The organism is Belliella alkalica (assembly GCF_022549785.1).
Classification (GTDB): domain Bacteria; phylum Bacteroidota; class Bacteroidia; order Cytophagales; family Cyclobacteriaceae; genus Belliella; species Belliella alkalica.
The window spans coordinates 137,569-152,405 of the sequence record NZ_JAKZGO010000009.1 but is presented as its reverse complement, the minus strand read 5'-3'; the positions used below and the strand labels follow the sequence as shown (position 1 = coordinate 152,405).

General features: G+C 39.6%; 12 protein-coding genes. 5 read left to right on the top strand and 7 right to left on the bottom strand.

Annotated elements, in window-relative coordinates; genetic code table 11:
* Positions 1-177: 177 nt before the first annotated feature.
* The 3 genes from MM213_RS12565 (at position 178) to MM213_RS12555 (ending at position 6,134) form a co-directional block, all read left to right on the top strand.
* The gene (locus MM213_RS12565) at positions 178-1,479 is read left to right on the top strand and encodes a TlpA family protein disulfide reductase (protein ID WP_241412730.1); all 1,302 of its coding nucleotides are present in this window, start codon (positions 178-180) and stop codon (positions 1,477-1,479) included.
* Positions 1,480-1,481: 2 nt separating this feature from the next.
* Positions 1,482-4,688 carry a SusC/RagA family TonB-linked outer membrane protein gene (locus MM213_RS12560; RefSeq protein ID WP_241412729.1) on the top strand — a complete coding sequence of 1,069 codons (3,207 nt, stop codon included), beginning with the start codon at positions 1,482-1,484 and terminating at the stop codon, positions 4,686-4,688.
* Between the two features lie 87 nt (positions 4,689-4,775).
* The gene (locus tag MM213_RS12555) at positions 4,776-6,134 is read left to right on the top strand and encodes a RagB/SusD family nutrient uptake outer membrane protein (protein WP_241412728.1); all 1,359 of its coding nucleotides are present in this window, start codon (positions 4,776-4,778) and stop codon (positions 6,132-6,134) included.
* A gap of 83 nt (positions 6,135-6,217) precedes the next feature.
* Here the strand turns inward: MM213_RS12555 and MM213_RS12550 are convergent, their stop codons facing one another.
* Both MM213_RS12550 and MM213_RS12545 read right to left on the bottom strand, forming a co-directional pair.
* On the bottom strand, positions 6,218-6,496 hold the full coding sequence (locus MM213_RS12550) for a DUF6520 family protein (protein WP_241412727.1): 279 nt from the start codon (positions 6,494-6,496) through the stop codon (positions 6,218-6,220).
* Positions 6,497-6,715: 219 nt separating this feature from the next.
* Complete coding sequence (locus MM213_RS12545) at positions 6,716-7,213, bottom strand: MauE/DoxX family redox-associated membrane protein (RefSeq protein ID WP_241412726.1); 498 nt, start codon at positions 7,211-7,213, stop codon at positions 6,716-6,718.
* A gap of 215 nt (positions 7,214-7,428) precedes the next feature.
* Between MM213_RS12545 and MM213_RS12540 the strand changes: the two genes are divergently transcribed.
* Both MM213_RS12540 and MM213_RS12535 read left to right on the top strand, forming a co-directional pair.
* Positions 7,429-8,028 (top strand): Crp/Fnr family transcriptional regulator, encoded by a 600-nt coding sequence (locus MM213_RS12540; RefSeq protein WP_241348349.1) that lies wholly within the window; start codon positions 7,429-7,431, stop codon positions 8,026-8,028.
* A gap of 171 nt (positions 8,029-8,199) precedes the next feature.
* Positions 8,200-9,024: an RteC domain-containing protein gene (locus MM213_RS12535; protein WP_241412725.1), complete on the top strand. Its 825-nt coding sequence runs from the start codon at positions 8,200-8,202 to the stop codon at positions 9,022-9,024.
* Between the two features lie 5 nt (positions 9,025-9,029).
* Here the strand turns inward: MM213_RS12535 and mobC are convergent, their stop codons facing one another.
* The 5 genes from mobC to MM213_RS12510 all read right to left on the bottom strand — a co-directional run bounded on the left by mobC (position 9,030) and on the right by MM213_RS12510 (position 14,378).
* Entirely contained in the window at positions 9,030-11,015 is a 1,986-nt protein-coding gene (gene mobC / locus MM213_RS12530; protein WP_241412724.1) for a conjugal transfer protein MobC, read from the bottom strand.
* A 15-nt stretch (positions 11,016-11,030) separates the two neighbouring features.
* On the bottom strand, positions 11,031-12,266 hold the full coding sequence (locus tag MM213_RS12525; protein WP_241412722.1) for a relaxase/mobilization nuclease domain-containing protein: 1,236 nt from the start codon (positions 12,264-12,266) through the stop codon (positions 11,031-11,033).
* Positions 12,251-12,646: a plasmid mobilization protein gene (locus MM213_RS12520; RefSeq protein WP_241412720.1), complete on the bottom strand. Its 396-nt coding sequence runs from the start codon at positions 12,644-12,646 to the stop codon at positions 12,251-12,253. The genes MM213_RS12525 and MM213_RS12520 overlap by 16 nt, the downstream gene beginning before the upstream one ends.
* Before the next feature lie 179 nt (positions 12,647-12,825).
* On the bottom strand, positions 12,826-13,041 hold the full coding sequence (locus tag MM213_RS12515) for a hypothetical protein (protein WP_241412718.1): 216 nt from the start codon (positions 13,039-13,041) through the stop codon (positions 12,826-12,828).
* A gap of 428 nt (positions 13,042-13,469) precedes the next feature.
* Positions 13,470-14,378 carry an ArdC family protein gene (locus MM213_RS12510; RefSeq protein ID WP_241412717.1) on the bottom strand — a complete coding sequence of 303 codons (909 nt, stop codon included), beginning with the start codon at positions 14,376-14,378 and terminating at the stop codon, positions 13,470-13,472.
* Between the last annotated feature and the right edge of the window lie 459 nt (positions 14,379-14,837).

Below are 14,837 nucleotides of genomic sequence, written 5' to 3'. Positions count from 1 at the left end.
TTTCAAACCTTCAAACCTTCTAACACCTAATAACTAAATCAACCAATAACCCAAATTAACTATGAAGACAGATATAGCATCAGAGAAAGATTCTGACCCAAAACCCTTTATCCATATTCTGATCATAAGAGGACATGACCTAATTATGAATTAACTAATGACTAATCAACTGAAATAATGAAGAAACAAATAACATTACTGATTGCCATGCTGCTGTCTGTTTATGCTTTCGGACAGCAGAAACTTGAACCTCTCGATATTGGGGATAAGCTTCCCAACCTCAAATTTGAGGATGTACTGAACCATCCAGATGGAGAAATCTTAATCTCTGACTATAAAGGCAAGCTTTTAATCCTTGACTTTTGGGCGACATGGTGTGCTCCCTGTGTGGCCAGTTTTCCGAAGCTCGATAGTTTGGACAAAGCCTTTGGCGATGAACTAGCGATCCTTCCTGTGACTTACCAGGACAAGGAAGATGTAGAAAAGCTCTTTTCCAGAATGGCTAAACTGAAGGAGATCAAGAAGCCTATGGTTTATGGGGATAATACGCTGAGAGAACTTTTCCCACACCAAACACTTCCACACTATGTATGGGTGGGAAAAGATGGTGAAGTTGTGGCCATTACCTATAGAGAGGAGATTTCAGAAGCCAATATCTCAGCAATGATTCGGGGTGATCAAAAAGCTTTGGGAGAAAAGAAGGATAAGGTGGTGGCTTTCGATCGTAACAAACCCCTCTTGGCTGGGAACACTGATTTTGGAAATACCCAAATACTCTATCAGTCTGCATTGACTAGGCATGTTGAAGGGCTTCCAAATGCATTAGAGATCGTACGTGACGAAAATAGAAGGATTGTCAAGTTTCTTTTTACAAATACCAGCATCAAATATCTGTTTGCCATGGGCTTAAGCGATGGTAAGGGGCTTTTTCCTTCAAAAATGATTGATATAGATGTCGAGGATCCCAGTAAGATCAGTTCTAGCGAAACAGGGAGTGCCTACCTGCAGTGGAAATTGGGTGGCAACAGCTACTGTTATGAATTGATAGTTCCAGATGTTTCTGAACCTGAGAAATGGGCCCTGCTGAAACAGGAAATTACAAAGCTTTTTCCTCAGTATGTAGTCAGTTTTGAAGAAAGAGATATGCCGGTACTGGCATTGAAAACAACCGCTGACCCCGCTGTTCTAAAATCCAAAGGAGGCACATCCAAACATGAGTTTAACAGCCATTCAGCAGCATTAAATAATACTAGGATCGATATGTTGGTAGGCCACCTTAACCTTTTGTACCTCAGTAATGATCCAAGGCCTGTGGTAAATAAGTCAGGGATAGACTTTCCAATTGACTTGCATTTAGAGTCCAAGCTTAGTGATGTAGAGGCGTTAAATCAAGCCTTGTCAGCCTATGGACTAATATTGAAGGAAGAGCTTCACCCAATGGAAAAAATGATAATAAGGGATAATCTAAATTTTGAATAAATATGGAAAAATTATACACATTGATAGTCTTTTGTTTTTTGGTTTCATTCAATTCAATTGGTCAGGAATCAAGAACTACCCAAAAGGGCAAAGTCCTCTCACTTTCAAATGCGGAGCCTTTGGTAGGGGCTACAGTGATGATCAAGGACACAAGCAAAGGTGTTGTAACCGATGAAAATGGTGAATTTGAGATTGACATTGACCAATCTATAAAAACCTTGGTGATTTCATACGTGGGATTTTTAAGGCAGGAAGTGGAAATCACAGGTGATGCCTTCCTTGAAATTAACCTGACTGAGGATGGACTTGAGCTAAAGGACTTTGAAATTGTCTCTACAGGTTATCAGCAGCTTCCCAAAGAAAGGGCAACAGGATCTTTTGTACAAGTTGATGAAGAGTTGATCAATAGACGTGTCAGTACAAACTTGATTGATAGACTAGAGGATATTACCCCTGGGCTAATTTTCAACAGAACGAATGTCAGCAGGGATCTGGATATTGATATCAGGGGTAGAAGTACAATTTTCGGTAATAGTAGACCACTAGTCATTATAGACAACTTTCCCTATGATGGGGATATTTCAGCTATCAACCCAAATGATGTCGAAAGTATAACCGTCCTAAGGGATGCCGCAGCTGCATCAATTTGGGGCGTAAGGGCAGCTAATGGCGTTATTGTGATCACAACAAAAAAAGGTGGGGTAAACCAACCTACAAAGTTTACATTCAATACCAATTTCACTTCCATTGAAGCTCCAGATCAGTTTTATCTCCCCTTAATGGATGCTTCCCAAGTTTTGGAAGCTGAAAAGATCTTATTTGATAGGGGATATTGGGATAGTCAAAGAAACAGTATTTCCAGGCCTCCGATTCCAATTGGAGCTGAAACACTTTTGGGAATAAGGGACGGATTAATCACTGAGGCAGCAGGAAATACTCTATTGGCTCAATTGCGATCAAATGATTTGAGAAATGATATTGATAAAGAATTATATCAAAGTGCTTTCAATCAGCAATATGCCATTCAGGCAAAGGGAGGAACCAAGAATCATCAGTTTTTTTATGGGCTGGGGCTTGATAAAAACAGTGAAAACCTGAAATTCAATGGCAATCAGCGAATAACCTTGAATACCAGACAGATTTTTACTTTAGGTGAAAATTGGGAGGTAGATGCAGGGGTGTATTTTGTTCATGCTTCAAGGGAAAGCCCAAACTTAGGACCTTCCCATCTGGGGATGACCGCCACAAGGGCTCTGCCAATTTACTACAGCCTTAGGGATGAAAATGGACTTCCTGCCATCACTCCCAAAGATTACAATCAAAACTTTACCTCTAGTGCCATTGAAAACGGTTTGTTGGATTGGCAGTTTAGACCTCTTCAGGAATTGAACATATATGAGGATAATTCCAAAACCACAGACATTAGAATAAATACTGCACTCAAATACGCAATTTCCAAGGACCTAAAATTAGCCTTGTCTTATCAATATTGGCAAGCCAATACAAGGGGGATAAATTATCGTCCAGCTGATTCATATTTCAGCAGACACTTGGTCAACCAATACACACAAGTGCAAAGTGATGGGGGATTTTTTAAGCCTATACCAGATGGTGGGATTGGAGACTTTGCGAACAACTCTTCCTTCTCACATTCTATGCGGCTTCAGGGTGATTATAATAAGCAATGGAATGACCATGAACTTGTCGTGTTGGGCGGATCGGAGTTTAGGTTTTTGGACGCAGATGTTTCTTCCTATCGGATGTATGGTTATCAAAGAGAGAATGCGATAAATCTACCGGTTGACTATACCACATTGTTCAGAAACTATGCTGTTCCTGCCCAGCAGTTGAGGATACCTTATGGAACGTCAGTAAATAGTTTTTATGATAGATTTATTTCCTTTTTTGGAAACGCGTCCTATACTTGGAAAAAGAAATATACCGTTTCTGGAAGCTTGAGGCGAGACCTGTCTAATATTTTTGGTGTTGACACCAACATGAAGGGGGTGCCTTTGTTTTCATTGGGGACTTCTTGGAACCTAAGCAATGAAAGCTTTTATGGAATCAATTGGCTTCCCTACAGTAGGCTAAGGGTCACTTATGGCTACAACGGCAATGTTGACAATAGTCTTTCTTCATTGGCAATAGCAGGATTTTCATCAACAAATCTTTTGGGGCTTCCATCAGGAATGATTGTAACCAACCCAAATCCTGATTTGCGATGGGAGAAAGTTGGGATGTTTAACGTAGCCTATGATTTTGCCACCAAGAATGATATTGTTTCAGGAACATTGGAAGTCTATAGTAAAAAGGCAACCGATCTAATTGGGACAACAGGCTTTCCACCTTCTTCGGGAATTACACAGTTTAGGGGGAATTTTGCACAGACAGAAGGTTGGGGTATAGATTTTAATATCAGTACATTGAATATTGACAAGGCTGTAAAATGGCGTACAGATTTCTTCTTTTCAAAAATAGAGGAGAAGGTTACTGCTTATGAAAGAAGTGAGACTTCCCTTGCCTATGTTCAAAACGGTGCAGGAATGGGTGCATTCAGTCCAGTACCTTATGAAGGAAGACCTCTTTTTTCATTATACAGTTTTGCATCTGCTGGTTTGGATCCAGATACCGGCGATCCTAGAGGGTTCTTGGATGGAGAGCCAAGTTCAAATTTTGCAACAGTGATTTCCAATACAAAACCGGAGGATTTGATTTATCATGGTTCGGCAAGACCAACAAGCTTTGGGGCAATTAGAAACACATTCATCTGGAAAGGGTTTAACCTTTCCGTAAATGTAAGTTATCGGTTGGGATACTTTTATAGAATAAACTCGGTGAACTATAGCCAAGTGCTTCAAGGAGTCGGAAGCCATAGTGATTTTGGGAATAGATGGCAAAACCCAGGAGACGAACTAGTCACAATTGTCCCCTCCATTCCTGCCATTTCAAATTCAAACAGGGACAATCTCTATTTATTCTCCGAAAACATGGTTAGAAAAGGTGATCATATAAGGCTACAAGATATAAGGTTGGGTTACACTATGTCAAAAAGCAAATTCTCACAACTGCCATTCGAACAGATTGAGCTATACTCCTATGCAAACAACTTAGGGATACTATGGAAAGCAAGTGATGATAATCTCGATCCTGATTTTCAACTTTTTAGACCCCAAAGAAGCATTTCCTTTGGTCTAAGGATTGATTTCTAAAGGATTATGAAAAGAATTAAAAAAAGCAGATCCAAGCTCAATGATATTATATAGATCTAAGTGAAGAACCTCAAAAATGATGAAAACATGAATACAGTAAATAAAATAATCTTCAAAGTTTGCATTTTACTACTACTTACAGCCTGTGATCAATATCTCGATCAGAAACCAAGGCAGTCTTACGTAATCCCCAAATCACTTTCGGATTTTCAGGCTCTTTTAGACAATGATGCACAGGTTTTTAACCAAACTCCTGGAGGATTTGTCTATGCTTCTGATGAACTTAAAATCACACAGCAGGGGTTTAATGCCATCAATATAGTGGCCAGAGAATATTACTCTTGGGATCCAAATGCCTTTGTTGCCATAGAAAATGTTGGTGATTGGAATAGAATGTATCAGCAAATATTTGTATCCAACATTGTCTTGGAGGGTTTGGAAGAAATACCCAACGATCAAAGAAATATGCAGTGGAACTTCTTAAAGGGACAGGCATTATTTGTTAGGGGATATGCGATGTACAATTTGTTGCAACTTTTTGCAGATCCTTATAGTCAGGAAAATGCAGTGAATTCTCTAGGACTTCCATATCCAATTTCATCAAATGTCAATCTTCGGTATGGCAGAGGGAATCTGGAAGATACTTATCAAAAAATGATAATTGATCTGACTGAAGCTGCCGAATTACTCCCCTCAGAAATTCAGTACCTGACAAGACCCAGTAAGGCGGCAGCTTACCTAGTTCTTGCAAAAACGTACCTAAATTTCTCAAATTACGTGCTGGCAGAAGAATATGCTTCTTTGTCCTTAGGTATAAAAGATGATTTGATGGACTTTAATGATTTGGATCCTAGTTTGACACGACCAATACCTTCTTTTAATCAAGAGCAAATCTATTTTGCCAATCAGATTTCAATCAGTCAGTTTTCAAATCAAATACACTTTGACCAAAGTTTTCTTCAATTATACCATGAAAACGATCTTAGGAGAAATATTTATTTTGCTTTAAATACTTCAACAGGGTTGACTAATTTTAGAGGTTCCTACACTGGCAATATTAGCTCTTTTGGAGGATTGGCAGTTGATGAAACGATATTTGTATTAGCAGAAGCAAAAATCAGGAATTCTAAGCTCGATGAGGCTTCTGAATTGGTGAACGATTTTCTGGCGTTTCGATATAGAAGTGGGGAGATTGTACCAGTTAACTTTCAAGCTGAAAATGATCCCGTTGACAAACTCTTTGAAGAAAAGCAGAAGCAACTGGTATTTCGGGGGACAAGATGGAATGATCTTCGGAGGATGATGATGGAAGGAAGAATTCAAAACAACTTGACAAAAGTTGTAGGAGAGGAGGAGTTTACCCTTGTATCAGGTGAAAAAAAATGGACATATTTGATACCTTTTGGAGAAGTCTCAAGAAATGAAATCCCGCAGAACCCTCGATAAAGGATTGTTGTTAACGGTAATTATATTTCGATTAAATAAAAAGAGGTTGCTTGTATGGAAATACACAGCAACCTCTTGATCAATTATAGATCAACATACTGACCTGGCCTTACAGAATCTGGAATGATATTTTCCATATCTGATGGGTCGTCATCCAAGAATTTGGCAGTACAAATTGCCTCTTCACCATCACACTCGTAAAGTGTGCCTGGTGGCACATCTGGAATAGGCACCCAATCTCCTCCATTATTGGCGAATAATTGGCCTTGAATTGAACTTTGTGGCGTCGTAAACGCAAACGCCGCCACCACTGCAAGCAATACTAAGCTTGCTTTTAATAGATTTTTAATGTAATTCTTCATAATTTTGATTGTTTTGTTAAAGTAATTCCGGTCGTTTCAGTCAAAGTCTTTGACCTTTTGAGAGGGACGGCTGGTTTTACCCCCTACTGGTGTCAGGTCGCCACCTAGTGACTACACTGACAGAGTCTTCTTTTTTATTTCCGTTCTCTATTTTATAGTTAGGCTTCAGGCGCCGGGCAGCTTTTTTTAGCTTCGCCTTCTGCAATATTTATTTTTGATTTATACTGATGTCCTCTTGCTTAGCACAAGTCCAAGGAGAGAGATAAAAACCAGTACCAAATTCAGTAAAAGGTGTTCCGGCCATCCAAGCGTAGAAATAAGACCTCCACAGCTGCACGGAATCCTTCCGAATGCTCCTGACATCACCCAGCCCACATAAATTGTAAAGGAAACCATCAATAATGTAGAAGCAACTAAGCCAAGTTTGAAAGTCCTTCTTCCAAGCAAAAGGATTGCTGTTACCAATTCAATCACAGGTAAAGCAAAGAGCAGTGTCTCTGCCATCCAACCAGGGAAAACCTGATTATGCAAGGCTGACCTCGTACCGTTCCAATCAATAACTTTGGAGAATGCCGAATACAAGAAAATCAATGAAAGTATAGCTCTAGAAAGCAGAACTAATGTACTGGTAATAATTCCATCTAAGCTTATTCCAATTTTTTCTTCACTTTTCATAAAGTAAAGTTCGGAAGGATCTTCACTTCTTTCAAAGTCCATTTTGTACCTTTTTCATTTCAAGTGAAAAAAGTACAAATTTGCACTTTTTAACTTCAAAAGTTATTTAAAATAAGTAATTTCTTGATTTTGTACTTTTGATTATTTATTTTATCAAATTGGTTTTTGAGATTGGAACAAACCTCTTGAAATATATAGACGGTTTGGATTGTATTTGGAAGTGTTAGGGTATAGTAAAAGGGTGAGTACTTTCACCCATGGATGATGAAAAAATGGAAGATTCTTGGTTAAAAGAACTTAAGTCCAATATGGACATGTTCGCAGAAGTATCGATTGATGAATATCAAAAGATAAAAAGTTATTTAAACTTAAAAAAGTATCCGAAAGGTACGGTTCTTAAAGATGCAGGCCAAGCTGAAACCTGTGCCCGCTTCATTCTCAAAGGGAACATTTCATTTTCAATCCAGCTTCCCGAAGGTCGAACAATTACCAAATTAGTATTTTTTCCTGGAGAAGTAGCCCTTGATCCAGTTTCTTTTAACTCTGGCACTTCTTCAAATTTTATATTGAAAGCAATCTCGGATGTAGAGGTTTGTGAGATTGACCGTCAATTTGAGTCTAGGATTATAAAAGAAGCTCCAGCCTTTTTTGATCTCTCCATTAAAGTCAATCATGCCTTACAGGAGAAACTTGTAATCTGGTTTGCTGAATTCCTTTCCCAGCCTGTCAAAGAGGTATATGACATTCTTTCAGGACCTGAACAAGAACTTGGGAATACGCTAAAAGTCAAGGAAATCATGGATATCTTGGGAGTAAGTAAATCCACTATTGCAAATTTCAGAAAAAAGAAAGATTAAGCTTTACAAAGTAATCTATAGGACATTCGATTCAATGGAGAGCTTCCATCTGATGTCAATAGTTAAAAATTCTATCATTAATTTTATAGGTATCGAAATTACGCACTTTTCTTTCCGGGCTTAAGATAGGTGCTATTGATCAGTAGATTATTAACCTAAAAAGTAAATGCCATGGAATTATATTGCGAAAATTTATATAACAGGACTAATGAAAAGCTTTTGGACATCAGCATGTCGGCAGAGGGAAAAATTGACTTATGCAGGAAATCGTTTACAGCAGTCCAAGAATCATTGTACAAGCTAAAAGAATATGTTAACGAGCATGGTTTTGAGAACAAGTCCTCGGAGATAGTATTCTTCAAATCTATACAACCAAAATTCCTTGGGGAATTGATTTATTTCGCTGAGGTATTCAGAATAGAGTCATCCTGCCCACTGAAACCTCCCAAACAAAAGAAAGGGTGTTATAGAAAGGAAATGGAAAAGATATCGGCTTTCTACGAGCGACATCAAGAGCTTTATTGGTATCATTTTTCCGGAAAAACCGATCTTGATGACAAGCTTTTTCTTAGGAATGGAGAGATTGATTTCTCCTTTCCTGATATTTACTTTCTCGATGCAGATCCAGAATTCAGTTGTGCTGGTAGTTATAGGGTTGGTCAATTTATTGCCTTCAAGAAGGTTTTGGAATACCTTCAAATTTCTCTTGATACCCTAGAGGGAAAGAAATCCAACAAAACTGGCCCTGTATGGACGGGGCCAAAAGTATGGCTTATTGAACTCATATATGCATTGAAAGCTGCTGGGGTGTTCAACAAAGGAAAAGTGGATATCAAGGATATCGCCAATATTACTGGGCCAATGTTTCAAAAGGATTTGGGAGAATACTACCGTGCCTTTCAGGAAATACGGCTAAGGAAAAAGAACCGCACGGTATTCCTAGACCACCTTAAAACTGCTCTCACAGAATACATGGATGCAGCTGACGGAATGTGACAGGGTCAGCTTTCTTTTTCGATAATCAGGTGAGCCAGTTCCGGTGTATTATAAATCCGTTCAATCTCAATTTCAACTAGGTGCTTCACTTGATTTTTGACCATCCTGTAATTGGACTCTATTTCAGAAGCTGTTACATCTACAACGGGAGGAATAGGTTGATAGGCCTGTTCCTCCATTTTCAGGGCTTCATGGTCATTGATGATTTCATTGTGGAAGGTCTTATGTGGGATTTTTTGGTCGGGGTTGTCAGCCACCATCCCGACAAATTCGCCTGAACTCAATCCGGCAATCTTCGAGGGAGGTATAGCGGAATCCAGTTGTGAAGAACGGCTGATGGAGGTGTCGTTTGCATTGATAGACATGCTTTCACGCTGTTGCATGATCTTCCCAAAGCGTTCAGAGAGTTGTTTTGCAGTGTCTCCTGTCACCTGACCACTAACAATATTCCCTACAATGTTGGTCACTACATCTGCCTGTTCACGTCCGTAGTCTTTCCGTAATTGACTAAAGTCCTGTATCCCCAAGCAGGTCGCAACCTTATTGCTTCGGGCAGTCGCAATCAGGTTGTCAATGCCATTGAAATAGATCGTTGGATATTCATCGAATATAAGGCTTGATTTCAGCTTCCCTTTTTGGTTTACCAGTTTGATCATCCTGGAAATATACAGGGAAAGCACTGCGCCGTAAGTCTGCTGCTTTTGAGGATTATTTCCCACACAAATGATCTTGGGTTCGTCAGGGTTGTTGAGGTCTAGCGTGAAATCATTACCTGAAAGCACATAGTATATCTGGGGAGATGCCAGTCTTGCCATAGCGATTTTTGCACTAGCAATCTGTCCTTCCAGTTGATCGGTTGCCCCGTTCAGATAGGCGATAACAAACGGGTTGATCAGTACCTCTATTTCAGGCTCTGTACGTAATACAGGGAAAAGTAAATCATATTCAATCTGCATCAATTCAATAACATGGGGCAGGGTACAATACTGCCCACCTTTGAATTTCTTCAAAAACCAAATTATTGCTGTCAGGAAATTAATAGGGGATTCCACGAAAAAGTCTCCTTGCTTTCTAATCCATGTTCGATTGAGGCCAAGCATAATTGTCCTGGATGATTCGGCTGCATCGGTGATATCCATCATGGTTTCTGGATCAAGTGGATTACAACGATGGGTATGGGAAAGCTTATCAAAGTTGATAACATAAAAGTCAGGATCTTTGGTGTACCTATCTTTATACTTTTGAAGGGTGTTGTAGGCTATGATGGAAAGGTCATCGTATTTGAAGTCGTAAATGAACATGGAAAAACCTTTGGCTATGTGCTGTGTAATGACATGGCGAATCACGAAATATGATTTACCTGATCCGGGAGTACCAATAACCAACAGTGACCTGAACGGATTGATGATATTGATCCATGAGTTTCTGATTTTTCCTTTTAGGTTATATTGGGCAGGAAGGTTGACGGAGTACTCGTTTTCGAGTAACCGCTCTTCCTGAGGAAATGTCTCGTTGAGCGCGTTGAAGATATCGTCCTTGAGGCGCAATTTGACCAACCTGGACATCAACCCTCCACCTGTAAGAACAAGGATGTATCCAATGATAGTGACAATCATGTAAATGATACAAACAATCTCTTGATCGAAATCTAGTCGTAGTAAAATATGGCTCAAGGGAAAAACCACTAGTCCAGAAAAAAATGGAAAAGCCGCATGTGCAAATCGTATCTTTTCATCCTTCTTCCCGGCAGCTCCAAGCAGGGAAATCAGCAACAAGACCAAAGCCATGATTTTCGTGACCAGAATATGATTGAAAATCCCAGTGCTTTGGAGATTAAGCAATACCCTGTCTGAGATAGGATGAGTAAATCCCCATTTCTCAAATGAACTGTAACAGTACACATAAAAGTGTAGTGCAAGTATTCCGAAACTCACCTTTCGGGTAAGGTCAATGATCTTACGTAAAGCTTCTTCGTTTTCACCTGTTCCCATGATCGTTGATTTGGATTATTTGCGACGTTTTTTCTTCTTTCGACGGGGTCTGTTTTCTGGGAGGAATTCACCTGGCACCTCATCAAACAACCCCTGAATCATCTCTTCAACCAATGAGCGACCCTGTGCTAGCTCTTCGGTTGCGGTTTCGTCTTGGCTTTGATTTTTCGAATAAGCAACCACCGAGACCTCTTCCCTAATATTGAACTTTTGATGAAGGGCATTTGCACTCAGATGTTTGCCCAAGTCACTGCCGTTAAATACACTCCGGGTAACATTGTCCACGAAAGTCACTCCGTATAGCCGTCCTTGGTCATTGGTTCTGAAAACCGCATGGATTCCCTTTTTGGAAAGAGCCTCTTTAAGCCCATCCAAGTCTTTTGCTTCAGGTTTGGTCAGTATATTCTCTATGGCTTTGACTGCTCTGGATTTGTGTTGTTTTTTAGGTTCCTTGTTTTGCCCGAACCGCTTTTCAAGATTTTGGAATGTGGGATTGGAATGAATCGAGCTTGCCTTAATGGGAACTCCCAACCTGTTTCCATCTCCATCAGAAACAGAATATACCAATCCCTTTTTTTGGTACATGCGGGACTCTGGTTCACCTCGGTAAGCTGTTACGTTGAACTGGCGCAAGGCTGCATTGAATTCAGCCAATGAAGTAAACTTGTACGTCCTCATTACTTCTGTCACTATATTGGCTATGGCAGCTTTGGTTTCTGATTGACCGTATTGAGCTTTACCCATCGATACAGGCTTGAGAATATACGCTTGTTCACTCTTTTGGTCTTCTGCCTTTATCAGCCTGAACCTTTCCTCGATGGACTTCCTTGTAAGTTCAGATTGGTTCTTGCCGAGGTTGTGGGTTTCAATGCGTTTACCATCCTCCCTGATATTCGTAGTGAGGATGTGAATGTGTGGGTGTGCTGCATCAAAATGCTGGTAGACTAGGTAGGGCTGGTCACCAAAACCGATTCCTTCCATGTAGGTCATGGCTATTTTTTTCAGCTTCTCGTCGTCCAATTCATCTTTCGGAGAGAAGTTCAGGGATATATGTACTGTATTGGTTTTGGTGCGTTTGTTTTTGTCTGTGAACTCCCGGAATTGAACAAGTTTGTCATGGAGGTTTACTGAATCACTATCATCTATAAATCCATTGGCCAACAATAAATCTGCATTACCTTTGGCAAGTTTGTTTTCGTTGTAATGCAGTGCACCACGTATATTTTTCCCAGTGGTTATTTTGGCAACCATCGTTTTGACAATTGGGAGAGAATGGCAAGCAGTTCCTCTATCTTACCTTCAACATTCCTGTAATGAGGCACAACCTTTTCCGCATAAGCCTGCTTGGCTTCCACATCCTGAGAGGAGTTGAAATACCGTGTGATCTGGTTGATGTTGACACCTATAGCTTGAAGCTCGTTTCTGATTCTTGCAAGCTTTAACTTAACTTCTTGCAGGCTTGCGTCATACGTATTGACGGTGATCTCTTTCTTGAAAAGCATATCACGTATCAGCTCACTTAAAGTCTGACAATAGGTGCTTTTTTGGAGTAGCTTTCCAAGTTTTGCATCTTCTTTTTCAGTGAACCTGATGGTTCTTTTTATTGGGTACTCTACGGCTCTTTTTTTCATACATTCTTAAGTTTGAGATAAATCCGACTTCGGAGGATTTATCCCCCGGTGCGACTTCGGAGCTGAGGGCAAGATTGGATTGGCGTCCGACAATCCTACATCTTGCTGATTGCTCCAAAATGCAATCCATGACCTTGAAAGGATCTGATAAAGATTGCAGCAATCGGGTTTGTGATTGATCAGTTCAAGAGGTTCCATATCCAATCATCGGCAAGTGTTTTCCAGTTACTAAAAGGGGTTCCGTTTTCACTTTCCCAATCCATCGATTCATAGTGGTAGTAGAATATTTCTGCTTCGTCTGATGACATTCCTTTGAGGGAGAAGTAGGCTTTTACATGGTCAAAAAGAGGTGGTACTTTTCCACCCGATCCGGTGTTTACATTTGTTCCATTCATGGCATTTCAATTTTGGTTTATGGGTCAAAATTGAAATGCTTTCACAGGAATTTTCCCCACCGCAATTTGGAAGTGGGTTGTTTTTTTGGGGAGGGCTCCTCCAATGATTGTTAAATCTGGGGGTTATTGAGAAAAAATTCCTTAGGTGATTTTTGATGGAGAAATAGAGATTTTAGAAAGGTGTAAGTCTTAAAAAAAATCACTCCTTTTTATGACGAGAATCAGATTTGGCTTAATTGTCTATGCATTGCGTAGACTATTTATAAACTGGCTGTATCAAACATTATTACTATCTATATTTAACCCCAATTGATTCCTAAGGTACTTTTATAAGTATTCCAAATTTTTGTTGAAATTTGCGATAGGAATATCAATACCACCACTTAATACAATGACCAAAAAAGGGGAGGAGTATCCCCTTAAAATCTTTAAAACGGACAAGTTGTCAAAATATACTCCACAGCCTTTTGGGCTTTTGATGCTGCTTCCAGCAATAGCTTTTTGTCAGATCTTAGCCTATCCAGCCAAACTTTGATATAGGATGCTGAATTGTCCAACAATTTTTCATCCATGATCCCTGAATGGTTGCAGAGGTAACTTGCTCCCATTTCCGCCGTCAATTCTTCCCTACTATATCCTTCTGATCCAAACTCATTGTATTCAACAATTTCTTTCCTATTGAGCCTGTCTTGATGTCCAGTCGAGTGTAAAATTTCATGGAAAAGCACTGAAAAATAAAACTCCTGAGATTCAAAAAGCTTTTTATCAGGCATATTGATGCAATCCGAAACTGGCGAATAATAAGCTTCTGGGATTGTATGTATAATCTTTGGGGGGTTGACCATTTCCCTGATGATCTGCTCACACCTTTCAACCGGTTCAGTCTTTTCCAAAGTCACAGTTTTGGGAGTCTCAAATTCAACCCCTTCCACATCTCTTATATTGAAAACCGTATAATATTTCAAAAACCCTATTTTCCTAACTTTCGAAGGATGCATCTTCTTGGCTTCTTCTTCCATCAATTTCCTGCCACTCTTTTTGTCAAAGTAGCTGAAACCCCAATAACATACAGGCAATCCATTAGATCCTTTCCGTATCGAACCTCCCAAGCTTTGTGCCTGCTTAAAGGTTAAAAAGTACGGCTTTTCATATTGGGCTGATAACAGGATCCACATATTGATTCCTCTATAGCATTTCTTGGTCAAGTAATTTGCAGGAATATCTCCTCCCTGCCACACCTGTCTCCATGGGACAATCCCATTTTCAAGCTTTTCAATGATTAGATCAGTTACCATCTGATAAACATCCTTCTTTTGTTTTTTCGCAATAGTCTTCATGATTTCTTCTTTTAGGTTAAAGATTTAATTATGAAGCATCACTAGGATTCAGCAGCCACTGAATGCAAGAGGAAACGGAATAAATAGTAAGCAAAGCGCCACGGCTTTATGCCGTAGTCTCTTGCCATGTGTGGGGGATGATATCCTAAATTGCTGAGAAATTGAATAGAAAATAAAACAGACAGCTTCAAGCAATCTTTAGTATCTGAGAAATTGAAACAACATCTTAAAGCGGCTACTTTTAACGGTTTTAAACAGAAGAATTTCCACTTCAAATCCTAAAGGGAAAAAAGACTTACGAGTTCCAAGTAAAGGGCAAAACGGTGACTACGGAACTTAATTCAAGAGCGGAATCTCATAGACAATCCCATATCTTGCTGATTGCTCCAAAATGCAATCCATAACCTTGAAAGGATCTTATAAAGATTGTAGCAATCGGTTTTGTAATTGATCAGTTCA